20 protein-coding genes and 1 pseudogene are annotated in these 21,707 nt (G+C 57.8%); 11 read left to right on the top strand and 10 right to left on the bottom strand.

Annotated elements, in window-relative coordinates; all coding sequences use genetic code 11:
* Window positions 1-65 precede the first annotated feature (65 nt).
* The 11 genes from DX909_RS27405 (at window position 66) to DX909_RS27355 (ending at window position 10,443) form a co-directional block, all read left to right on the top strand.
* Entirely contained in the window at window positions 66-2,204 is a 2,139-nt protein-coding gene (locus DX909_RS27405) for a sialate O-acetylesterase (RefSeq protein WP_128548451.1), read from the top strand.
* 143 nt (window positions 2,205-2,347) lie between these two features.
* Window positions 2,348-2,719 carry an NADH-quinone oxidoreductase subunit A gene (locus tag DX909_RS27400; protein WP_128548450.1) on the top strand — a complete coding sequence of 124 codons (372 nt, stop codon included), beginning with the start codon at window positions 2,348-2,350 and terminating at the stop codon, window positions 2,717-2,719.
* A gap of 58 nt (window positions 2,720-2,777) precedes the next feature.
* Window positions 2,778-3,323 carry an NADH-quinone oxidoreductase subunit B gene (locus DX909_RS27395; RefSeq protein WP_128548449.1) on the top strand — a complete coding sequence of 182 codons (546 nt, stop codon included), beginning with the start codon at window positions 2,778-2,780 and terminating at the stop codon, window positions 3,321-3,323.
* A 6-nt stretch (window positions 3,324-3,329) separates the two neighbouring features.
* The gene (locus DX909_RS27390) at window positions 3,330-3,836 is read left to right on the top strand and encodes an NADH-quinone oxidoreductase subunit C (RefSeq protein WP_128548448.1); all 507 of its coding nucleotides are present in this window, start codon (window positions 3,330-3,332) and stop codon (window positions 3,834-3,836) included.
* A gap of 32 nt (window positions 3,837-3,868) precedes the next feature.
* A complete protein-coding gene (locus DX909_RS27385; RefSeq protein ID WP_128548447.1) occupies window positions 3,869-5,116 on the top strand; it encodes an NADH-quinone oxidoreductase subunit D in 1,248 nt (415 codons plus the stop codon).
* A gap of 33 nt (window positions 5,117-5,149) precedes the next feature.
* On the top strand, window positions 5,150-5,647 hold the full coding sequence (locus tag DX909_RS27380; RefSeq protein WP_128548446.1) for an NADH-quinone oxidoreductase subunit NuoE family protein: 498 nt from the start codon (window positions 5,150-5,152) through the stop codon (window positions 5,645-5,647).
* A 30-nt stretch (window positions 5,648-5,677) separates the two neighbouring features.
* On the top strand, window positions 5,678-7,018 hold the full coding sequence (gene nuoF / locus DX909_RS27375; protein ID WP_128548445.1) for an NADH-quinone oxidoreductase subunit NuoF: 1,341 nt from the start codon (window positions 5,678-5,680) through the stop codon (window positions 7,016-7,018).
* A 17-nt stretch (window positions 7,019-7,035) separates the two neighbouring features.
* The gene (locus DX909_RS27370) at window positions 7,036-8,118 is read left to right on the top strand and encodes an NADH-quinone oxidoreductase subunit G (RefSeq protein WP_128548444.1); all 1,083 of its coding nucleotides are present in this window, start codon (window positions 7,036-7,038) and stop codon (window positions 8,116-8,118) included.
* 11 nt (window positions 8,119-8,129) lie between these two features.
* Window positions 8,130-9,284 carry an NADH-quinone oxidoreductase subunit NuoH gene (nuoH, locus tag DX909_RS27365; protein WP_128548443.1) on the top strand — a complete coding sequence of 385 codons (1,155 nt, stop codon included), beginning with the start codon at window positions 8,130-8,132 and terminating at the stop codon, window positions 9,282-9,284.
* 15 nt (window positions 9,285-9,299) lie between these two features.
* Window positions 9,300-9,863 (top strand): NuoI/complex I 23 kDa subunit family protein, encoded by a 564-nt coding sequence (locus tag DX909_RS27360; protein ID WP_128548442.1) that lies wholly within the window; start codon window positions 9,300-9,302, stop codon window positions 9,861-9,863.
* 61 nt (window positions 9,864-9,924) lie between these two features.
* Window positions 9,925-10,443 carry an NADH-quinone oxidoreductase subunit J family protein gene (locus tag DX909_RS27355; RefSeq protein ID WP_128548441.1) on the top strand — a complete coding sequence of 173 codons (519 nt, stop codon included), beginning with the start codon at window positions 9,925-9,927 and terminating at the stop codon, window positions 10,441-10,443.
* A gap of 68 nt (window positions 10,444-10,511) precedes the next feature.
* Here the strand turns inward: DX909_RS27355 and DX909_RS27350 are convergent, their stop codons facing one another.
* The 10 genes and pseudogenes from DX909_RS27350 to DX909_RS29685 all read right to left on the bottom strand — a co-directional run.
* A complete protein-coding gene (locus DX909_RS27350; RefSeq protein WP_128548440.1) occupies window positions 10,512-12,005 on the bottom strand; it encodes a capsule assembly Wzi family protein in 1,494 nt (497 codons plus the stop codon).
* A gap of 48 nt (window positions 12,006-12,053) precedes the next feature.
* Window positions 12,054-13,391, bottom strand: coding sequence for an exopolysaccharide biosynthesis polyprenyl glycosylphosphotransferase (locus DX909_RS27345; protein ID WP_229311223.1), 1,338 nt, complete (start codon window positions 13,389-13,391; stop codon window positions 12,054-12,056).
* Between the two features lie 310 nt (window positions 13,392-13,701).
* Window positions 13,702-14,829, bottom strand: coding sequence for a glycosyltransferase family 4 protein (locus DX909_RS27340; RefSeq protein ID WP_128548438.1), 1,128 nt, complete (start codon window positions 14,827-14,829; stop codon window positions 13,702-13,704).
* A 27-nt stretch (window positions 14,830-14,856) separates the two neighbouring features.
* Window positions 14,857-15,930, bottom strand: coding sequence for a glycosyltransferase family 4 protein (locus DX909_RS27335; RefSeq protein WP_128548437.1), 1,074 nt, complete (start codon window positions 15,928-15,930; stop codon window positions 14,857-14,859).
* A 34-nt stretch (window positions 15,931-15,964) separates the two neighbouring features.
* Window positions 15,965-16,927 (bottom strand): glycosyltransferase, encoded by a 963-nt coding sequence (locus tag DX909_RS27330; RefSeq protein WP_128548436.1) that lies wholly within the window; start codon window positions 16,925-16,927, stop codon window positions 15,965-15,967.
* A 24-nt stretch (window positions 16,928-16,951) separates the two neighbouring features.
* Window positions 16,952-18,025 (bottom strand): glycosyltransferase family 4 protein, encoded by a 1,074-nt coding sequence (locus tag DX909_RS27325; protein WP_128548435.1) that lies wholly within the window; start codon window positions 18,023-18,025, stop codon window positions 16,952-16,954.
* 40 nt (window positions 18,026-18,065) lie between these two features.
* Window positions 18,066-19,355: an O-antigen ligase family protein gene (locus tag DX909_RS27320; RefSeq protein ID WP_128548434.1), complete on the bottom strand. Its 1,290-nt coding sequence runs from the start codon at window positions 19,353-19,355 to the stop codon at window positions 18,066-18,068.
* 9 nt (window positions 19,356-19,364) lie between these two features.
* Window positions 19,365-20,105: a glycosyltransferase family 2 protein gene (locus DX909_RS27315; protein ID WP_128548433.1), complete on the bottom strand. Its 741-nt coding sequence runs from the start codon at window positions 20,103-20,105 to the stop codon at window positions 19,365-19,367.
* A 21-nt stretch (window positions 20,106-20,126) separates the two neighbouring features.
* Window positions 20,127-21,224 carry a glycosyltransferase family 4 protein gene (locus DX909_RS27310; protein ID WP_164851429.1) on the bottom strand — a complete coding sequence of 366 codons (1,098 nt, stop codon included), beginning with the start codon at window positions 21,222-21,224 and terminating at the stop codon, window positions 20,127-20,129.
* An 11-nt stretch (window positions 21,225-21,235) separates the two neighbouring features.
* Window positions 21,236-21,707 (bottom strand): annotated as a pseudogene (locus DX909_RS29685) (hypothetical protein); the annotation flags it as partial.

The raw sequence follows: 21,707 nt of genomic DNA, 5'->3' as shown, positions 1-21,707 counted from the left end.
ACACGTTCGGAGCAGATAGTCAACACCCAAAAGAAGCTGATTTGAGAACGATTACTGATTGACCAATGAAATTTACCGTATCCGGCCGTCTGCTCAGTGTGGCACTTCTGCTGCTTTGCTGTTATTCGGCTTTTGCCCAGATTAAAATTACCTACCCTGCAACCCGGGCTATTTTCCAGCGCGATCAGGCCAATTCCAGCAACATCAACATCGCCGGGACCTATGCCGTTCCGGTAACCAGAATTGAAGCCCGGCTGGTAAAAATGAGCGAAGGACAGGGCAACGATACCGACTGGCAGACGGTTCAGGATCAGCCGAAAGGGGGCGTTTTTCAAGGCGTCATCCGGGGCACCGGCGGCTGGTACCGGCTCGAAGTCCGGGGCTGGGACGGAAGTACGCTGGTCGGGCAGGACAACGTGCTTCGGGTCGGCATCGGGGAAGTCTTCATTATTACCGGCCAGTCCAACGCCCAGGGCTTTCAGCAGAAGGGCGCGGAAGGGGCCGCAGACGACCGCGTCAACTGCATCACCTACGACAACTCCGTCACCAATTCCCTTGAAAACCCGCCCTCTCCCAGCTTTCGGCAGCTGGGAGCCGATGCGCTCGTCGGGCCACGCGGCCAGAGCGCCTGGTGCTGGGGAATCCTGGGCGATATGATCGTGCAGCGGTATCAGGTTCCCGTCCTCTTTATCAATACCGCCTGGGAAGGCACCGCCATCCACAACTGGGTCGAAAGCGCCAACGGCCAGATCACCAAGAACGTCTTCGCCGACCGGTTTTTCCCGCAGGGAATGCCGTACGGCAACCTCCTGATCGCCCTTCGGTATTTCAGCGCACTCCAGGGCCTCCGGGCCGTGTTGTGGCAGCAGGGCGAAACCGATAACCACATCCGGGCCAGGCAGACCGAGTACTACAACAATATGCAGTACCTGATCAACAAAACCCGGGCCGATTCCAAACGGTATACGGCCTGGATGCTGGCCCGGTCGTCCTACAACCTGGGCCGCCTGGACCCCGGCATCATTGCCGCCCAGAATCAGGTGATCAATACGTTCAACAACAACGTCTGGGCCGGTCCGGAAACCGATAAGATTCAGATTCCGCGGTACGATGCCGTCAACGGCGACGGCGGAACCCACTTTGGGGGCGAGGGGCTGCGGCAGGTAGCCGAAGCCTGGTTCGCCAGCATGAACGAGCGGTTCTTCTCCGGCGCCATCCCGCTGCTGCCCCTGCCGGCACCCACGCTGACGGTCTCCTGCGCGACGACCAACCAGGCCGTCAACCTGAGCCTGCCGACGGAAGTCCGCGACTACCGGGGCGACGTCTATCCGCTGACCAACATCACCTGGAGCAACGGCCAGAAAGGCAATACGCTGACCGTATCGACGCCCGGTACGTATTACGCCATCGCCAAAGACCCCGAGGGAACCACCTTCATCTCCCCTTCCATCAACGTGACGGCGCCGTTGCTGCCGACGGCCCCAAACATCATTCCTTCGGGGCAGCAGCAGGCCTGCGCAGATTCGTCGTTTACCTTCTCGACCGACAGCCCCGCCGTCAACAGCGTGGTCTGGAGCAATAACGTCAACAGCCGGAAGCTGACGACCGGTACGGCCGGCACCTACACGGCCCGTTCGGTGAACGTCTACGGCTGTACGTCCCCGCCTTCGGCGTCGGTCAGCCTCATCGTCCGGCCCAAAGTGCTTCCTCCGACCGTGGAAACCCAGGGGCCGTTCTCCCTGCGGGCCACGCTCCCGGCCAATGCACCCGCCGGCCAGACCACTTTCGAGTGGAAATCCGGCACCCGTCTTCTGTCGGGCAGCGGATCGCTGGTCAAGGTGACGCAGAGCGGTTCGTATGCCGCCCGGGCCAAAACCGTATTTACGCTGGGAACGAACTCGCTGACCTGTTATTCCGAGTATTCGAAGGAGGCTCTTTACGTCAGCAATGAAACTGCCGAGAACGGCCTGGTCGTGTATCCGAACCCCTCGGCCGACGGGCTGGTCCGGATCGAAATCAGGGAGGACCTCGTCAATGCGGAGGTGACCGTGACGACCTTATCCGGCCAGGTGGCCTACCGGACCAAAATCGGCACCTTCAATTTTCCGCTGACCCTCAATCTTGCCGCGCTCTCGACGGGCAACTACATCGTTCAGGTCAGGGCCGACGGCTACAAGGCAACCCGCAGAGTCTGGATAAAGTAAATACCGTACTACGAAGAAGCGGGTCTCTCAGCAGGTGGAGAGACCCGCTTTTTTGTTGATAAATCCGTGCTTATGTGGTAAATTTGAAAGCTGATTGCCGTGTTGGAAATATAGCTAACTTGCAGCGCTTTCTGTAACCAAATATGAACACAACCTATCTGCCTTCCGATTATCTGCCAATCTTTATCCAGTTGGTATTAGCGTTAGGATTTATCGTAGGGTCCATGATCGTTTCGCACAACATCGGGCCTAAAAGACATAGCGAGAAGAAAGACGATCCGTTCGAGTGCGGAATCCCGGTAAAAGGGGATGCCCGGACGCCGATTTCCATCAAATACTTCCTGATCGCCATTCTGTTCGTGCTGTTCGACGTCGAAGTGATCTTCCTGTATCCCTGGGCCGTCAATTTCAAGGGGCTGGGTATGGAAGGCTTCATTGAAATGATTCTGTTCATGGGTCTGCTGCTGGCGGGTTTTTACTACATTCTCCGGAAAGGAGTATTGAAGTGGGAGTAAACTTTCATGCAGTATAAAATGTTTATTTGTTGTTCCATCAACAAACGATCAAGACGTTATGGCAAGTAACATCAAGCTGGCCGAAGCACCGGAGGGCCATGAGGGGTCCGGGTTTTTCGCCACTTCCTTCGATAAGGTAATCGGTCTGGCCCGGGCCAACTCCCTGTGGCCCCTGCCGTTTGCGACCTCCTGCTGCGGTATTGAATTCATGGCGACGATGGGGTCCCATTATGACATTGCCCGTTTCGGTGCGGAGCGGCCCAGCTTCTCTCCCCGCCAGGCGGACATCCTGCTGGTAGCCGGGACGATCGCCAAAAAGATGGCGCCGGTGGTGAAGCAGGTTTATCTTCAGATGGCCGAGCCTCGCTGGGTCGTGGCGATCGGTGCCTGTGCCTCCAGTGGCGGTATTTTCGATACCTACAGTGTGCTTCAGGGAATCGACCGGATCATTCCCGTCGACGTTTATGTACCGGGCTGCCCACCGCGCCCCGAGCAGATTCTGGATGGTCTCATGCAGGTTCAGGAGCTGGCGAAGAACGAATCGCTTCGCCGTCGGAACTCGCCCGAGTACCAGCACCTGCTCGAGTCATACAATATTCAATAGTTCAACATGCTCACCAACGAGGAAGTTGCCAAAGATCTGATCCGTAAGTTTGGGGAAGAAGTCTATGATTTCGATGAACCGTTCGGCCTGCTGACTCTCTCGACCTCCCGGGAGAAGCTGATCCCGATTCTTCAGCATTTGAAAGACCACGCGGTTTATCAGATTAACTTTCTGACCGACATCTGCGCCGTCCACTATCCGGACGATCCGAATCCGGCCCGGGAGTTCTGTGTCGTTTACCACCTTCACAGTCTGGTCAACAACTTTCGGGTTCGGATCAAGGTGTTTCTGGCCGAAGCCGATCTGCACCTGCCGACGGCAATAACGCTTTACGCCAGCGCCAACTGGATGGAGCGGGAAACCTATGATTTCTTCGGTATCATTTTCGACGGGCATCCCAACCTGATCCGGATCCTGAACATGGAGGACATGGACTACTTCCCGATGCGGAAGGAGTACCCGCTCGAAGACCCGACGCGTGAAGACAAAATCGATGCTCTTTTTGGAAGATAAGCGTCCGATCGCTTCTCCCGAACCTTCAACTCATGAATACCGTACTCGATATATCGAATAAAAACATACCGGGCAGCGATGTGCCCGCGCAGTCGGAAGGTCCCATTCAGTACGTCAACGAGTTAACGACCCTGAACCTCGGTCCGACGCACCCGGCGACCCACGGTATTTTCCAGAACATCCTCCAGATGGACGGGGAAAAGATCGTTTCCGCAGAGCAGACCGTCGGGTATATTCACCGGGCCTTTGAGAAGATCGCCGAACGGCGGCCCTTTTACCAGATCACGACCCTCACCGACCGGATGAACTACTGTTCGTCGCCCATCAACAACATGGGCTGGCTCATGACGGTCGAGAAGCTGCTGGGCATTACCGTGCCGAAACGGGCGCAGTACATCCGGGTCATCATGATGGAACTGGCCCGCATCGCCGATCACCTGATCTGTAACGGAATCCTCGGGGTGGACACGGGCGCCTTCACCGGCTTCCTGTACCTGTTCCAGGAACGTGAGAATATCTACGAAATCTACGAAGAGGTGTGCGGGGCCCGTCTGACGACCAACATGGGCCGGATCGGCGGGATGGAGCGCGACCTCTCACCGGAAGCCATCCGGAAGATCCGGGCTTTCATCAAGCGGTTCCCGGCCGTCATGCAGGAGTTCGAAAAGATGTTCAACCGCAACCGGATCTTCATGGACCGGGTGGTGGACGTCGGTCCGATTTCGGCCGAACGCGCCCTGAGTTACGGTTTTACCGGACCCAACCTGCGGGCCGCAGGCGTCGATTACGACGTTCGGGTGATGAACCCGTACTCGTCCTACGAAGACTTTGAGTTCGACATTCCGGTCGGCAAGAGCGGAGACACTTACGACCGCTTCATGGTCCGGAACGAGGAAATCTGGCAGAGCCTGCGGATCATCGAGCAGGCCATCGAAAACCTGCCCGAAGGCTCGTATTACGCCGATGCGCCGGAATATTACCTGCCTCCCAAACAGGAGGTGTACAAAAACATGGAAGCGCTGATCTATCACTTCAAGATCATCATGGGTGAGATCGACGCGCCGGCGGGTGAGGTGTACCACGCCGTCGAGGGCGGAAACGGAGAACTCGGTTTCTACCTGATCAGTGACGGAGGCCGGGCCCCTTACCGCCTGCACTTCCGCCGTCCGTGTTTCATCTATTATCAGGCTTTTCCGGAGATGTGCAAGGGAACGACCCTTTCCGACGCCATCGTGATCATGAGTAGCCTGAACGTGATTGCGGGCGAACTTGACGCCTGAGCACCTATTGAAGAATACCTGCTGTAAACCGATATGACGGAAACGCACAATACCGTAGCCTTTACCCCCGAGCGGCTCGCCAAAGCACAGGAAATCATTGCCCGTTACCCGGAAGGCCGGCAGAAGTCGGCCCTGCTGCCGTTGCTGCACCTGGCTCAGGCGCAGTGGGGATGGCTGAGCCCCGAAGTGATGGACTATGTGGCCCGGATGCTGGATATCCAGGCGATCGAGGTCTATGAAGTGGCTACGTTCTATACCATGTTCCACCTGGAACCGGTCGGGAAACACGTGATCGAATACTGCCGGACAGGGCCGTGCTGCCTGATGGGCGGGGAGGAAGTCTACGACTATCTGAAGCAGAAACTGGGCATCGGCGCCGGGGAAACCACGGCCGACGGTCTTTTTACGCTGAAGGAGGTGGAATGTCTGGCCGCCTGCGGGATGGGTCCGGTCTTCCAGATCCGGGAGCAGTACCATATGAACCTGACCCGGGAGCGGGTCGATGAAATCATCGGCGAATTAAGCCGGTAAGTACTCACTGTATCGTAAGATTACGGAATTATGTCAAAAAAGATTCTGCTCGAACATATCGACGTCCCGGGGATCGACACCTACGACGTTTACCGGAAGCAGGGAGGATATACGGCCGTCGAGAAGGCACTCAAAACCATGACGCCCGAAGCGGTCGTGGAGGAAGTGAAGAAATCCGGCGTCCGCGGCCGTGGGGGAGCCGGCTTCCCGATGGGAATGAAATGGAGCTTCCTGGCCAAACCTGAGGGCGTACCCCGCTACCTGGTTTGTAATGCCGACGAATCGGAGCCGGGGACCTTCAAGGACCACTACCTGATGAAGAACATCCCGCATCTGCTGATCGAGGGGATGATTATTTCCAGCTTTGCACTGGGCGCGAACAAATCGTTCATCTACGTCCGGGGCGAGCTGATGTATGTGATTTATATCCTGGAGAAAGCGATTGCCGAAGCAAAGGCCGCCGGTTTTCTGGGGAAGAATATTCTCGGCACCGGCTACGACCTCGAACTGGTGGTGCAGCCGGGCGGAGGTGCCTATATCTGCGGGGAGGAAACCGCCCTGCTGGAATCGCTGGAAGGCAAACGGGGCAACCCGCGCAATAAACCGCCGTTCCCGGCCGTCAAGGGGTTATACCAGTCTCCGACGGTGGTCAACAACGTCGAGTCCATTGCTACCACCGCCTGGATCGTCAACAACGGCGGTGACGCCTATGCCGCCATCGGCGTCGGGCGCAGCACGGGAACCAAGCTGATTTCGGCGTCCGGACACATCAAAAAGCCCGGCGTGTATGAGATCGAACTGGGCCTGCCGGTCGAGGAGTTCCTCTATTCCGACGAGTGGTGCGGAGGCATCCGCGACGGCCACCATCTGAAAGCCGTCGTCGCGGGTGGTTCCTCGGTACCGATCCTGCCGGCCAACCTGATTTTGAAGCTCGCCAACGGCGAACCCCGGATGATGAGCTACGAGTCGCTGTCGGACGGCGGTTTTCAGACCGGTACGATGCTCGGATCGGGTGGTTTCATCGTCTTCGACGAGACGTCCTGCATCGTCCGGAACACCTGGAATTTCTCGCGCTTCTACCACCACGAGTCGTGCGGGCAGTGCAGCCCGTGCCGGGAAGGAACCGGCTGGATGGAAAAAGTCCTGCACCGGATCGAATACGGTCACGGCAGCATGCACGACATCGATCTGCTGGTCGATGTGGCGAAGAAGATCGAAGGCAATACCATCTGCCCGCTGGGCGATGCGGCTGCCTGGCCGGTAGCCAGCGCCATTCGGCACTTCCGTGAGGAGTTCGAATGGCATATTACCAACCCGCAGGAGGCCACCCGGCCGGGAGCGGTGTACAAGGGCGACATGGCCCTTGTCTAACAACGGGACCTACTTTCATGGAAGATAACAAACCCCAATTATTTAAAGTCACCATCGACAACATCGAGGTCGAGGTGGAACCGGGTACGACCATTTTGCAGGCCGCCCGGAAAATCGGTGGCGACGTGGCCCCACCGGCCATGTGTTACTACCAGCCGCTGAAAGGCAGTGGCGGCAAGTGCCGGGCCTGCCTGGTGCGGGTGGCGGCCGGGTCGGCGAAAGACCCCCGTCCGATGCCCAAACTGGTAGCGTCCTGCATTACGCCGGTTCAGGACGGCATGGTGGTCGAGAACACGACCAGCCAGCAGGTGCTCGACACCCGCAAGGGCATCGTCGAATTTCTGCTGATCAACCACCCGCTCGATTGCCCGGTCTGCGACCAGGCCGGCGAGTGCGACCTGCAGAACTTTGCCTTCAAACACGGCATGGCGACGACCCGCTACGAGGAAGACCGCCGGACGTTCGACAAGCAGGACATCGGGCCGTACATCCAGCTGCACATGACCCGCTGCATTCTGTGCTATCGGTGCGTCTATACCGCCGATCAGATCACACAGAAACGGGTTCACGGCGTGCTGGGTCGGGGCGATGCCGCCGAGATCAGCACCTATATTGAGAAAGCCGTCGACAACGAATTTTCGGGGAACGTCATCGACGTTTGTCCGGTCGGCGCTCTAACCGACAAAACCTACCGGTTCAAAAACCGGGTGTGGTTCACGAAACCCGTGGATGCCCACCGCGACTGTCCGACCTGCTCGGGCAACGTGACGCTCTGGTACCGCGGGGATGACGTGATCCGGGTGACGGCCCGTAAGAACGAATGGAACGAGGTGACGGAGTTCATCTGCAATACCTGCCGTTTCGAGAAGAAGAAAACCAGCGACTGGGTGATCGAAGGGCCGACCAAAATTTCGCGCAGTTCGGTCATTTCGGTCAATAAATACCGGAGGGATACCATCAAACCGGATTTCCAGCGCAAGCTGGCCGCATCGAGCTACACGGACGTCGACGATGAACGCGATACGTCTCAGCTGGGCATTCAGCAGCTGCCGCCGGAGCGCTTCGCGCAGCTGCCCCACGCCAACGATCCGGAACCCTGAAATCAACGACAATGAATCTGACAGAACTTATCATCAAGTCGATCATCATCCTCGTCATCTTCGGGGTAACGCTGGTGATCGCCATGTATTCGACCTGGGCCGAGCGCAAGGTGGCCGGTTTCATGCAGGACCGTCTGGGTCCGAACCGGGCGGGGCCGTTCGGGTTGCTGCAACCGCTGGCCGACGCCGGTAAAATGTTTTTCAAGGAGGATTTCATTCCTTCACAGGCCAACAAATGGCTGTTCATCATCGGGCCGTGTCTGGCCATCCTGACGGCCCTGATGTCGAGCGCCGTGATTCCGTTCGGCGACAGCATCCGGTACGAAGGGCTGACCATTCCGGTGCAGGGCGTCGAGATCAACATCGGGATTCTGTACGTGTTCGGCGTCGTTTCGCTGGGTGTTTACGGGATCATGGTCGGCGGCTGGGCTTCCAATAACAAGTTCTCGCTGCTGGGCGCCATCCGGGCGGCCTCCCAGAACATCAGCTATGAGATTGCGATGGGTCTTGCGATCATCGCGATTCTGATGATGACGGGCTCGCTGTCGCTGCGGAGCATCGTCGCCGGGCAGGAAAGCTTCCTGACCTGGAACGTGTTCACGCAGCCCCTTGGCTTCATCATCTTCCTGACCTGCGCGTTCGCCGAGTGTAACCGGACCCCGTTCGATCTGCCTGAGTGCGAAACCGAACTGGTCGGCGGGTATCATACGGAGTACAGCTCCATGAAGCTGGGCTTTTACCTGTTTGCGGAATACATCAACATGTTCGTGTCGTCGGCGGTGATTTCGACGCTGTATTTCGGCGGGTATCATTACCCCTTCATGAACACGGTACACAACGCGCTGACGGGCTCGCTCGGCGAGGTGACCGGCCATAACCTGGCCACGCTCATCGGTATGCTGGTGCTGTTCGCCAAGATTTTCTTTTTTATCTTTTTCTTTATGTGGGTTCGCTGGACGCTTCCGCGCTTCCGGTACGATCAGCTGATGAACCTGGGCTGGAAGAGCCTGATCCCGCTGTCGATCCTGAACGTGGTCGTGACGGGTTTCGGGTTGCTGTATGACATTGAATATGCCAGCTGGCTGATCGTCATCGTAATGGTGGTCCTGGCGGTGATGTCGTCGGCCCGGGCGCCCAAACGTGTCGTTCAACCCCAGCGATCCTGATAACGCCCTGACGATATGCAATTGACAAACCGATCCAAACAGGTCAGCAACAAGGAAATGACGCTGGCGGAGAAGATGTACCTTCCCGCCATCGCACAGGGGCTGGCTATTACGATAAAGCACTTTTTCCAGAAAAAGCCGACCATCCAGTATCCGGAAGTGAAGCGGTATCTGGGTCCGATCTTTCGGGGCCACCACGTCCTGAAGCGGGATGAGGAAGGTCGTGAGCGCTGTACGGCCTGCGGACTCTGTTCGCTGGCCTGCCCGGCCGAAGCCATCTCGATGGTGGCCGCCGAGCGGAAGAAGGGTGAAGAAAACCTGTACCGGGAAGAGAAGTATGCGGCCGTTTATGAGATCAACATGCTGCGGTGCATCTTCTGCGGCCTGTGCGAGGAAGCCTGCCCGAAACAGGCGGTTTACCTTCGCCACGACCGTTTCGTACCCGTCTTTACCGAGCGCGATCAGGTGATCTACGGCAAGGACCGGCTGGTCGAGCAACTCGACGACCGCTATGTCCGGACCGGCTCCGAGGTCAGGGCTACCCCGACGGAGCCTACGCTGTCGCGTTCTGCAACGTAATCAAATTTTCAGGCCGGTAACCGGTGGTCAGCACCCTGGTTACCGGCTAATTTACTGAACCATGAAGGCTACTGAGATCATCTTTTACGTTTTAACCGCCATCACGCTGCTGAGTGCCTCGTTCGTCGTTACGGCCCGCAACCCGGTACACAGCGTTCTGGCTCTGATTCTGACGTTCTTCTGCCTGACGGGGCATTACGTGCTGATGAACGCCCAGTTTCTGGCTGCGGTCAACATCATCGTGTATGCCGGGGCCATCATGGTCCTCTTCCTCTTCACCATCATGTTCCTGAACCTGCAGAAGGAAGACGAAGAGTCCAAAACCACCCTGACCAAAATGGCTGCGGTCGTCGTCGGCGGGGTGCTGCTGGTGGTGATGGTGGCGGTTTTCCGGGCGGCTTCGGTCGCCCCCTACGATCCGGCGACCTACAACACGCGGGTCGGTCTGGTCGAGAGCCTGGGGATGGTTTTGTACAAAGATTATCTGCTGCCGTTCGAACTGGCCTCGGTGCTGTTTCTGGTGGCGATGGTCGGGGCGGTAATGCTCGGCAAACGGGAACCCGGCGACCGGCATTTCTGACCTGTTTTTCGGTCATAAAAAAGCCTCTGTCTTACCGGCAGAGGCTTTTTTGTTTCCAGTTAAATCGTTTAATGGGGCTGCGAAGCGATCGTTTTTTTCAAACCCAGAAAGACGCCCGCGCTGTGGTAGAAAAGCCGTCCGTAGTCAGAGGCAAAGGCGGCATTGAGCTGGAAGTCGCCGAGGGGGGAAAGCCGTACGGGGGCCGTCAGGCCGAAATAGGTCGAAAGCTGGTACGTGTTGGCAGGAAAAGGATTGTCGTAGGTGCCGTCATTGTCACTGTACGACAGTTTTCCCAGCCAGTTGATCTTGCCGAGCGAGCCGGAAAGGGCGAAGTGAAAGAGCCTGACGCGGTTGTTGGCGATCGCTCCCTTCGGTAAACGCCGGCGCACTTCCGTACCCGGGGTCAGAAAGGGGGTGCCGATGGTCCGGCTCTCGTACACCCAGCCGTCGATGTATTGCGAATGATTGAAATAATTGTCGAGGCCGCGTTTGGCCGCGTTGCTGATGACGAAATCCGATCCGCCCTGGCTCTTGGTATACAGAAACTCGAACAGGGCTTCGTCGATGGCGAAGAACGCTTTTTCGCTCCGTTCGTTGCGCAGCCGGAGGCCCTGCAGGCCGTCGCGGATGTTGGTCAGGTAGAACAGGGAACCGTCGTCGTACACGCTCTGGCGGTACATCAGGAGGTTGAACGAGCCCAGTTTGGCTTCCAGAGCCAGATCGAAGGAGCCGAGGTGGTTGCCGACCCGGTTTTCCTCAAAGCTGGCGAGCGTACTGTCATACCGGGTCGGATTCCGGCGGGCCGTCACCATAAACCAGTAGCTTTTCAGGCTGGAAGGCAGCCGCCCGTTCTGGGTCAGATCGCCCGCAATGGCGTTCGAATAGCCGGCCCACTGCACCTGGTGATTAATCCCGGCGTACAGTTTCAGGCGGCCCTGCGGTCGGCCCAGACGCCCGTACAGGGCTTTCTGGTGCAGATAGGAGCCTTTGACGATGCGGTCGTTGCCGAACCAGCCGTGGTTGTAAAACGCATTGACGGCCACCAGGTCGTTCGTAAACGGAATGGACACGAAACCGGGCGTTCCCAGCTGAACCACCGGAATCGGGACGGCGTTCCCGGACCATGCATAGGAGCCGGACGTCAGCGTCGTATCGACCAGCCCCTGAACGGTTCTCCGGCGGCCGGCATAGAGTTCGATGAAGTGAAACCGGCCTTTGACGTACGCTTCCGGGAAGATGACCTGATTGACGTTTCCGGCATTGACGACGGCTTCCACGCCATACCCCCAATCTACTTTTTTCGGGCGGCTCTGCCCGCTGTCGCGCAGGGGCCGGGCGTAGTCGGACCAGGCGCCGACCCGGACGGTAGCCACCGGCGTTTTGAGCGGAACGGTTCCGAACTGGTTGGCCCGGAACCAGAAAGGCATATAATTACTGGTAGATAAATACGTTCCTACCTGCACCTGCACCTGACTGGTTTTAGGAGGATACGTCTGCTGGGCAAAAACCGCACATGATGAGCAGACGGATATGAGAAATACCAATCCGGCTTTTAGTTTCATAGATGAAGTGGAAAGAGCTGCAGGAAGCAACTAAAGGCAGAGGCACACTTATTTTCCCCGGCCCTGAACCATGACCCGGAGCGTCTGAACGATCAGCCACACATCCGTCGAGAAGGAAACGTTTCGCAGGTATTCAAGGTCGTACCAAAGCCGCTGCACCATCTCCTCGACGTTTTCGGCATAGCCGTATTTGATCTGGCCGATCGAGGTGATGCCGGGCTTGACCATGAGCAGGTATTTGTATTCGGGCGATTTCTCCAGAATCTGATTGATGAAATACTGGCGTTCCGGGCGCGGGCCCACCACCGACATTTCCCCTTTCAGCACGTTGTAGAACTGGGGCAGTTCGTCGAGCCGGGTCTTCCGCATGAAACGGCCCCAGGGCGTGATGCGGGGGTCGGTTTCACCCGTCGAAAGGGCCGGGCCGCCGTTTTCCGCGTCGATGTACATACTCCGGAACTTGTAGATCCGGAACGGCTTGCCCCACTTCCCGATCCGTTCCTGCGAATACAGGGCGGGCCCGTGCGAGGTCAGGCGGGTAATGGCCGCGACCAGCAGAAAAACCGGAGCGCCGGCCGCCAGGACGGTGGCCGAGAAGGCAATATCGAAGGCCCGCTTGAAGACGTTTACCCGGAGGTCGTCCAGATAATGCGTCGAAATGCTGATGACCGGCTGAATGTCGTGGTATTCCACCGATATTCCTTTCGTCAGGAAGCCCTTGAAGTCGACGATCAGTTTCACCTGATAGCCGGTTTCTTCCGACATATCCATAATCTGCCGGAGCTGATCCGTCTGGATGTAGGGCAGGCAGCAATAGACGCAGTCGATTTCGTTCCGGATGATAAACTCCCGGAGCTGGCTGTAATCGCCCCGCAGCGCCGATTCGTTTTCCGGCGACAGCCGGTCGAAATAGCCGTAAAATTTGAAGCCGATTTCCGGATACATCTGGTAGAACGTCTGGATGCTCCGGGAAAGCGGACCGTAGCCCACCACCACGAACCGGCGGGTATTGTACCCCATGGCCCGGTATACCTTCAGCAGAATCAGAATGACCGTTCGCCAGAGCGCCCCGCTGCACATGAACAGGACGTAGGCCAGCAGCAGATGCTCCCGGGAATAATAAAAACCACCCCGCGTAAACACCCAGAAAACCGACACGAGAGCAATATGAAGCCCCAGAAGCTTCGCCATGCCCATCAGCAGGTTCTGGATCGTAAACGTCAGACGGGAAAAATTATAAGGCCGGGTGACCAGCAATATCAGCAACCAGGCCGCATTGAAAAACCAGAAGAGCGTAACGTACGGAATATCGAAAAGGGCCTCGGTAGAACCGAATTTCAATCGATAGGCCAGCGTAAAACAGATATTCAGGGACAGAATATCCATCGTTGCGCTAAACGGTCTAAGTAAGAAAGAAAACCGGTGTTTCATAAGCAAACTGTTCGGACAGTATTCAAGCGATGCCTCGTTCTCCTCGTGAACACACTACACAAAATCCGTTCATCCTTTAAATCCTTACCGATGAAAGGTACTTATTATAACAGGGGTCTGCTAAGTCAATAACTCTAAGTTCTCTCAAATTGTATGTTATTGCATTAAAATTTATCAAAAAGCGACGCTTTAGTTATCTTGAGGGACAAGACCGGGAAGAGGTCTTTTCTGAATTCTATTTATTGGTCAGATAGTTATAAACCGCTTACCGTTCTGCCCGCCATTCCTGAAGCCGCGCCTTTATGAAACGTTCAAATTCGAGCCGGAAGTTCTCGTTGCTGAACTTCTGCGCATGACGGCTGATGGAAACCGGGTCGAACCGGTCGGCCGTCCGCTCGAATCGCTTCACGCATTCCGTTAGCGAAACGGCTTCCTGGCGGTCAAAAAACAGGCCGGTTTTCCCGTCGACGACCGACTCCAGCACTCCGCCCCGCCCGAAAGCCAGCACCGGCGTTCCGCAGGCCTGGGCCTCGACGGGCGTAATCCCGAAGTCTTCCTCGGCCGCAAATATAAACGCTTTTGCTTCCCGCATATAACGCGACAAACTATCTTCCGGCTGATAGCCTACCAGCTCGACGTTGCGCGTCGCCAGCCGTTTGATTTTTTCAAAGTCCGGCCCGTCGCCGACAACGACCAGCCGCTTGTCGGGCATGGCGGCAAACGCTTCCACGATGAGGTTAATTTTTTTGTAGGGCACCATCCGCGAGGCCGTCAGATAATACTCCTCCCTGCGGGCTCCGGGGGCGAACTGCGCCGTATTGACCGGCGGGTAGATGACGTGGGCCTCGCGGCCGTATACTTTTTTGATGCGCCGGGCGATATAGCGTGAGTTGGCTACGAAATGATCCACCCGCTGCGCCGACTGGTAGTCCCAGAGCCGGATGTAGTGCAGAATCAACCGTGCCAGCAGACCGCTGACCCCCGACCGCAGGCCGCCTTCCGTCAGGTACTGGTGGTACAGATCCCAGGCATAGCGCATCGGCGAGTGGCAGTAGCAGATGTGAAGCTGATTGGGGCCGGTCAGCACGCCCTTCGCCACGGCGTGGCTGCTCGACAGAACCAGCTCATAGCCGCTGAGGTCGAACTGTTCGACGGCCAGCGGCATCAGGGGAAGGTAGGTGCGGTATTTGCTCTTCGCCCAGGGCAGACGCTGGATGAAGCTGGTGCGGGCGCGCTTGCTGCGAACCAGCGGCCGCTGCTGTTCCGGAAGAAAGTCGACCAGGGTATAGAGGTCGCTGTCGGGATAGACGTTCAGGATTTGCTCCACCACCCGCTCCGAACCGGCAAACGTCACCAGCCACTCGTGAACGACGGCAATCTTGTTGTCAGGCATGCAGTCTGTGGGTTCCTACCGGAACGATTACGGGTTAAGGCGGGTGATGATGCCGGCCAGTTTTTCGGCCGACTGCTGCCAGCTGAACCGCTCGACCCGCCCGCGGCCTTTTTCGATCAGCGTCTTCCGCAGGGCCTCGTCGGCATAGAGCTTTATCAGGCCGTCGCGGATGCCGGCGACGTCGTACGGGTCCACATAGACGCTCGCATCCCCGCAGACTTCGGGCAGACTGGTCGTATCGGACACCAGCGTGGCGCACCCGCACGACATGGCTTCGAGCGGTGGAATACCGAACCCTTCGAAAAACGAAGGATAGGCGAAAAAGAGGGCATGCTGGTACAGATTGACCAGTTGCTCGTCGCTGATATAACCGGTGAAGATGATCGACGGATCGTTCTGGATCATTTCCTTCAGGCCCGTGTCGGCAAACACCTTGTGGGCCGCTCCGACGATGACCAGCTTGGTATCCTGAAATTTCGCCATCTGGAACGCCTGGATCAGCCCCCTGAAGTTCTTGCGGGGATCGAGCGACGACACCGCCAGAATGTACTTTCCGTAGGGATTCTCGCCCTTCGTGGCGGGCGGGTGCCGGAAAATATCCGAAATGCTCGGGTAAACGATGTCGAGTGCGGAGCGCGGAACGTGGTAGTGCGTCGCCAGATCGTTCAGGGAAGCTTCGCTGATCGTCAGTACTTTATGCGCCGATTTGACGATGCGGGGAATCGTAAAGTTATAAAGCAGGGAAAACTTTTTTGAAAACCACTCCGGATGCAGGTGAAACGACAGGTCCAGCACGGTCACGATCTTGTTGCGGTAGACGATGGGAGCCGTATTGCACAGGTTGACCAGCAGCGGGCTTCCCTGCGAGCGCAGATACTGCGGCATCTCCAGTTGTTCCCAGAGATACCCTTTCGTTCGTCCGTGAAACGTGGCGCCGATTTCTTCGGCTATTTTCGGATGCTGGATGTTATGCGGAGTAAGAAAAACGACGTCGGGCAGCAGGTGTTTCAACCGGGTGCAAAGCTCGATGCCTACCCGCTGGGTGCCGGTGATCGGCTGCGTTAGAAACCGGGCATTGACGACAACTGAACTTTTGTTCATGTTTCGGGGGGTAAAAGACGCGTAAAAGTAAGGCTTAAAGCGAATACTTCTTTTTCAGGACCTGATTAATGCGCTCCCAGCGGTTGGCCCAGGTATGGTGTGCGCAAACCGTCCGGTAGTTCTTCTCGATCAGCGGGATATAGGAATCGACGTTCTGGAGCAGCTGTTTCATCTGCCCGGCCGGGTCGCTCAGATCGGCCTCTACAAGGGGATTATAATCAAATAACTCCCGCATCTCATCCGGCAGTATACCGACGACCAGACATTTTGACGCCATCGACTGAAGATACCGGATCGTCATGGTGCTGATGGGTCCCGACCGCTCGGGGTGCGTGAGGCTGGAGGGAACGCAGACGGAGATGCGGGTCCGGGCCAGCCCGTCGACGAAATCCTCGCTCCGGGGAAAGACGAGCTGCTCGCGGCTGCGCTGGTAGAGATACGTAACGCCCTCGTTTTCAAGCGGCAGATAAGCCTGATGAAGCGCTTCGAGCCGTCGGCCGAACTGGAGAATGTCGATGTCTTTCCGGTGGTATTCGGTGAACCGGTAGCGGGAGGGCGTGACGCCTTCCGGCACCCAGTGGGCCGCGCAGGGCTGCGAACGGGCGTTGAAGATTTCGGTGACCTGCCGGGAGGAAAAAAAGACGTCCTGCACCCCGGTCTTCCGCAGAAACGCTTCGATGTAGGCATGGTGGTCGGGCCAGGCGTCGAACAGGTAGACGCTTTTGGGTCCGCCGGACAGAAAGTAGGGAAACACCTTGTCGAAATCCGCCCCCATCAGCACCGAAAAGAGAAGCGTTTCCGGGGATGCCCGAAGCCCTTTCAGCAGGGGAGCGGCTTTGAAGGCCAGGTTGCGGGTAACTTTGGCGACCAGCGCATACGGGTTATCGACGACGGTCACCTGCCCCGAAGCGATGATGGCCTCCTCGAATTCCTTCGCAATCTCCCGCGATACGTGTCTGCCGGCGTCCCGGTCCTTCGTAATCAGATGGATTCCCATAGTTACCTTTCAAAAGCCGGGCGGTCAGCTTTCGGCCATCTCCCGGACCAGGGTCGTCAGTTGTCGGCCGGCCTCGTTCCAGTCGAACTGCCGGACCCGCTCGAAGCCCTTTGTGATCAGCCGCTTCCGCAGTTCCGGGTCCGTGTAAAGTCTCTCCAGCCCGGCCCGGATGCTGTCGGTATCGGCCGGGTTCACATACAGGCTGGCGTCTCCGCAAACTTCCGGCAGGCTCGTCGTGTCGGACACCAGCGTCGGACAGCCGCAGGCCATGGCTTCGAGGGGCGGCAGGCCGAATCCCTCGAAGAAGGAGGGATAAGCAAAAAACAGGGCGTGCCGGTACAGGTTGATTAACTCCGTATCACTGAGATAGCCCGTAAAAATGAGCGACGGGTTCTCCCGGACCAGTTCGTTCAGCTGGGGGTCCCGGAAAATCGAATGGGCCGCCCCGACGATCACCAGCTTCACCTCCGGGAGCCGGGCCGCGTGGAAAGCCGCGATCAGGCCCCGAAAATTTTTGCGGGGGTCGAGTGAGGAAACCGCCAGAATGAAGCGCCCGTAGGGGTTCGGCCCGGCGACGGCCGGGGCCGTCCGGAAGGCGTCGGAAACACCGGGATAGATGACCTCCACCGAATCGGCCGGAAGGCGGTATTCCGCCCGGAGCGTCTCCGCCGAATACCGGCTGACGGTCAGGAGTTTGGCTGCGGCCCGGGCTGCCCTTGGCACCATGAATCCGTACAGCGCCCGAAGTTTCGCCGAAAACCATTCGGGGTGCAGCCGGAAGGAAAGGTCGTGGACCATGACCAGCTGCTTGCGGTACCCGAGCGGGGCGGTATTGCAGAGGTTGACCGCCGGCGGATTGCCCAGGCGACGCAGATACCGCAGAAAGTCGAACTGCTCCCAGAGGATTCCCTTCCGCCGGCCGACGATTTCGACGGCAAGTTCGGCGGCAAGTTCGGGGTGCATGATGTTGTGCGGGGCCACGAACCGGACGTCCGGCAGCCGGGCTTTCAGCTGGCGGCAGAACTCGATCGCCACCCGCTGCATACCGGTGACGGGCTGGGAGAGAAAACGTGTATTGACGATAACGGGTTGAGTCATTGAAAAGAAAAGTCATTCAGGCCGGTGGGTATTCCGGCCTTCAGGCAACGGTGGTTTCCAGCCGCCTTGCCCGCTTGTTCAGGTAATTGCGCTTCAATACATACAAACAAAACGCGACCACGAACGGCAGGGCGTTGGAGGGAGAAGTGATCCTGTGTTCCGTAAAGCTCATGATCGACAGGTTGAAGAACGACACGAGCAGGAAATTCCGGACGGGTTCGTCGGGGCCTTTTTTCAGATACCGGTACACCGAATACCAGAACATCAAAAAGATGGATAGGCCCACGAGGCCCTGCTCGCCCAGCAGGTGCAGGTAGGAGTGGTGAGCGTGGGCGTCGCTGAAGACCTTGTTGCGCTGGACGTTGATGCTCACGAAATACGGCAGGCCGGCATACCGGAACGGCACGTCATTGACGGCCCCGAAACCAGCTCCGAACAGGGGGGAGTGAATGAAGTTATCCACCGCCCGCGGCCAGGTTTCGACTACCCGGATGAGCAGATTGGCCGATTTGGTGGTCACCTGCCCGAACAGGGGCGAAATGTAGGTGGCCGACCCGCCCTCGCCCGGGTCGACATTCCGGACGTAGGTTTTGTAGATCGGGTAGGTAAAATACAGAATGCCGCACTGCACCAGCACGATGCCCAGCAGCGACAGTTTGATCAGGTAGGTTTTGCCGATCCGGTCGAAATAGTAGAAGGCGAACCCGGCCACCAGCCCGAGCATGGAGCCGCGCGAGGAGGTCGATACCAGAAACAGGGCGTTGACCGCGATCAGATAGAGCCAGAACCGCCGGCGGTCTTTCAGGTAATAGATGATGTTGAGCGACAGCATGATGCTGATGAACCCGCCGGCCCCGTTGGTGCTTTTGAAGAAGCCGTGAAAGTAGGTTTCCGGGTTGCTCCAGTCGAGGATGGCCGTAAACCGGGTCATGACGAGGTTCAGCCCGAACGCAAGGCCGTTGACGACGGTCGCAAAGATCAGAAACCGCCGGAACAGCCGGTCCATGTCATAATTGAAGGTGAAGAACGGGATCAGCAGGAGCGGAGCGTAGGAGATGATGAAATTACCGTCGTACCGATAAAACCCGAAGTTCGCCAGCGAGGCCGGATGATAAATCAGAATACCGAGCAGCGAATAGATGAAATACGCGTACAGCCACAGCAGGTATTTCGGAACGACCACCGTCCGGTTCCGGCCGAGCAGGTACAGCACCAGCGGCAGAAAGCCCACGCAGAGCAGCGACGGCAGCGGGCTGATGAAGATCAGGTTCGTGACGGTGCCGAACAGACCGACGAGCAGCGAGAGATAGAGGATATGGCGTACGTTCAAGAGGTTGAATCAGTTAGACCGGCGGCTGAACAGGCGTTTGGCGTACCATTTGAATTTATCCCGGTAAAGTACGGAAAGATACTGCGGCCGGGGCAGCATGCCTGACCGGTACCACAGATCGTAGGTTTCCCAGACGGCCCGCTGGTCGTGGGAAGCGCCCCCCTCCCGGAAATTGGCCAGAATCTCAGGCAACGGAATAAACGGGACGTTCTGATTTCGCAGCCGCAGAATCAGTTCATAATCACCGACATACTTATAACGCTCGTCGAACCCGCCGTATTTTTGGTAATAAGCCGAGGGCAGAAAACAGGTCGGGTGTTCGATCATTTTTTCGCCGAGCGCGTTCGAATGCGTCCGGATCAGGCCCACCTCCTGCTCGTTTCGGTAGGTCCGCTGGATGCCGTGGTAAACCGCCGGGCCGTGCTGCCGGTAAGCCGCCACGACTTTTTCCACCGCGTCGGGTTCATACCAGTCGTCGCTGTTGATGATGCCGATCAGTTCGCCCTGCGCGAGCCGCAGGCCCTTGTTCATGGCGTTGTAGATGCCGGTATCCGGCTCGGAGACGTACCGGATGCGGTCCGGAGCCTCCCGGGCGTAGCGTTCGATGAGCGCCGGCGTCCCGTCGGTCGATTTTCCGTCGATCAGAATGTATTCGATGGAGCCGAACGTCTGGTTCAGAACCGACCGGATGGTCTGTTCGATATGGGCTTCGCTGTTGAAACAAACGGTGATGATCGATACGAACGGCATGCACAAAGATAATGAAGTCGGCTAAACCAGACTTTCATACAAGGCAACGGTCTCCCGGACGGTCTTTTCCCAGGAAAACTGACGCAGGCGGTTTCGCCCGGTTTCGGCCAGGTCCCGGCGGAGGGAGGCATCGGACAAAATGCGTTCGGTGGCGGCTTTCATCGAGGCCGCATCGTCCGGATTAAAATAGACGGCTGCCGGCCCCGCCACCTCGGGCAGTGAACTCCGGTCGCTCAGCAGGCACGGACAGCCGCAGGCGAACGCTTCCAGCACCGGAATGCCGAAGCCTTCGTAGAGGGAAGGGAAAACCAGCGCCCCCGCCCCCCGGTACAGACCGACCAGTCCGGCATCGTCGATCGGCTGCTGTCGGACCCGGTCGGTCAGGTGCAGCCGCCGGATCGTTTCCTGCTCCTCCGGGGTAAAACCACCCCCGCCCGCGCAGACCACCTGCATCCCGAACGACGGCAGCAGCGGAGCCACGGCCTCCAGCCAGGGCAGAAAATTTTTGTAGGCGCCCCGGTTCCCGACAAACAGGAGGTACGGATGTTCGACCTCCGGCCCGGTTTCCGATACCCCCAGCGAGGAACCGAGGTGAACCACCCGCACGCGCTCGGGCGGTATGCCGTAACATTCCGCCAGGTCGCGCCGGGTGCTTTCCGAGACGGCGATGATGCCGGCCGCCCGGCTAAGGATCTCCTTCTTCCAGGGAATGATTTTGTGATCGGCTTTCAGCCCCTCAAACCGGGCCGACAGGCGTTCGTGGATCAGATCATGCACCGTCACCACATAGGGTTTCCGGCCGATATGGCCGAGAAAATAAGGATCGTAATAGGTGGCATGGAACAGATCGTAGGAACGGGCCCGCAGTTCCAGCAGCGTAAAAAGCCGGTTGATCCGGTACAGGTGCGGCTGGGTGCGGGCAAACGGCTGTTTCGGGAAGAAGGGAAGCGCCGGAAAACCGCCTTCCCGCAGGTGAACGTTGTTGGAAAACAGAACGGAAAGGTAAGCCAGATGGGGGGAAGAAGGCTGATTGATCCCGTTGATTAGCTCGCAGATGTACCGGGGAATACCGCCGTAATTTTGTCGGGAGAAAATCTGGTGGTCGAAAAATATATTCATGCCGGTGATTGTCAGGAAAGCGGGTGCCTTTTGAAAGCAGCCCCCATTCCTTTTAACCCGGTTCGCTTCTTGATATTCTCTACCTTTTGCTCGATCAGCGTAATTTTTCGGAAAAACCGGTTCAGTGCATACTCGGTGGCCTGCCGGCATTCGACCAGAAAACGGGGGTGAGTGACCGTCGGCAGCGGCTGCAGCGGCTGGTTGGCCAACTCATCCGTGCTCTCCTTCGTATGGGTGGCTTCCGCATCGAAGCCGATGTTGGAGATCAGGTTCCGGTTCGGGCAGATGCACAGACCGTAGTTCGTCCAGACGGCGTAGCACCACTGGTAATCCCAGGTATCGATCTCTCCGGCATAGACGCGGTCGAAAATATCGTTCCAGTACTGCTGTACTTTGGGGTCGGTGAACAGCAGGGTCGTCAGGTTCAGTTTCTTAAACTCCGGGTACGACTTCATGTCGACGTCATACTTCTGCCAGGCCCTT

The organism is Larkinella soli (genome assembly GCF_003703975.1).
Taxonomy (GTDB): Bacteria; Bacteroidota; Bacteroidia; order Cytophagales; family Spirosomataceae; genus Larkinella; species Larkinella soli.
The sequence above is the reverse complement of the archived record's forward strand: the minus strand, read 5'-3'. Positions and strand labels throughout refer to the sequence as shown.

Excerpts from the sequence above, each read along its gene's own strand:
- DX909_RS27405 (WP_128548451.1), top strand. The coding sequence starts at position 66 with ATGAAATTTACCGTATCCGGCCGTCTGCTCAGTGTGGCACTTCTGCTG.
- DX909_RS27400 (WP_128548450.1), top strand. The coding sequence starts at position 2,348 with ATGAACACAACCTATCTGCCTTCCGATTATCTGCCAATCTTTATCCAG.
- DX909_RS27395 (WP_128548449.1), top strand. The coding sequence starts at position 2,778 with ATGGCAAGTAACATCAAGCTGGCCGAAGCACCGGAGGGCCATGAGGGG.
- DX909_RS27390 (WP_128548448.1), top strand. The coding sequence starts at position 3,330 with ATGCTCACCAACGAGGAAGTTGCCAAAGATCTGATCCGTAAGTTTGGG.
- DX909_RS27385 (WP_128548447.1), top strand. The coding sequence starts at position 3,869 with ATGAATACCGTACTCGATATATCGAATAAAAACATACCGGGCAGCGAT.
- DX909_RS27380 (WP_128548446.1), top strand. The coding sequence starts at position 5,150 with ATGACGGAAACGCACAATACCGTAGCCTTTACCCCCGAGCGGCTCGCC.
- nuoF (WP_128548445.1), top strand. The coding sequence starts at position 5,678 with ATGTCAAAAAAGATTCTGCTCGAACATATCGACGTCCCGGGGATCGAC.
- DX909_RS27370 (WP_128548444.1), top strand. The coding sequence starts at position 7,036 with ATGGAAGATAACAAACCCCAATTATTTAAAGTCACCATCGACAACATC.
- nuoH (WP_128548443.1), top strand. The coding sequence starts at position 8,130 with ATGAATCTGACAGAACTTATCATCAAGTCGATCATCATCCTCGTCATC.
- DX909_RS27360 (WP_128548442.1), top strand. The coding sequence starts at position 9,300 with ATGCAATTGACAAACCGATCCAAACAGGTCAGCAACAAGGAAATGACG.
- DX909_RS27355 (WP_128548441.1), top strand. The coding sequence starts at position 9,925 with ATGAAGGCTACTGAGATCATCTTTTACGTTTTAACCGCCATCACGCTG.
- DX909_RS27350 (WP_128548440.1), bottom strand. The coding sequence starts at position 12,005 with ATGAAACTAAAAGCCGGATTGGTATTTCTCATATCCGTCTGCTCATCA.
- DX909_RS27345 (WP_229311223.1), bottom strand. The coding sequence starts at position 13,391 with ATGGATATTCTGTCCCTGAATATCTGTTTTACGCTGGCCTATCGATTG.
- DX909_RS27340 (WP_128548438.1), bottom strand. The coding sequence starts at position 14,829 with ATGCCTGACAACAAGATTGCCGTCGTTCACGAGTGGCTGGTGACGTTT.
- DX909_RS27335 (WP_128548437.1), bottom strand. The coding sequence starts at position 15,930 with ATGAACAAAAGTTCAGTTGTCGTCAATGCCCGGTTTCTAACGCAGCCG.
- DX909_RS27330 (WP_128548436.1), bottom strand. The coding sequence starts at position 16,927 with ATGGGAATCCATCTGATTACGAAGGACCGGGACGCCGGCAGACACGTA.
- DX909_RS27325 (WP_128548435.1), bottom strand. The coding sequence starts at position 18,025 with ATGACTCAACCCGTTATCGTCAATACACGTTTTCTCTCCCAGCCCGTC.
- DX909_RS27315 (WP_128548433.1), bottom strand. The coding sequence starts at position 20,105 with ATGCCGTTCGTATCGATCATCACCGTTTGTTTCAACAGCGAAGCCCAT.
- DX909_RS27310 (WP_164851429.1), bottom strand. The coding sequence starts at position 21,224 with ATGAATATATTTTTCGACCACCAGATTTTCTCCCGACAAAATTACGGC.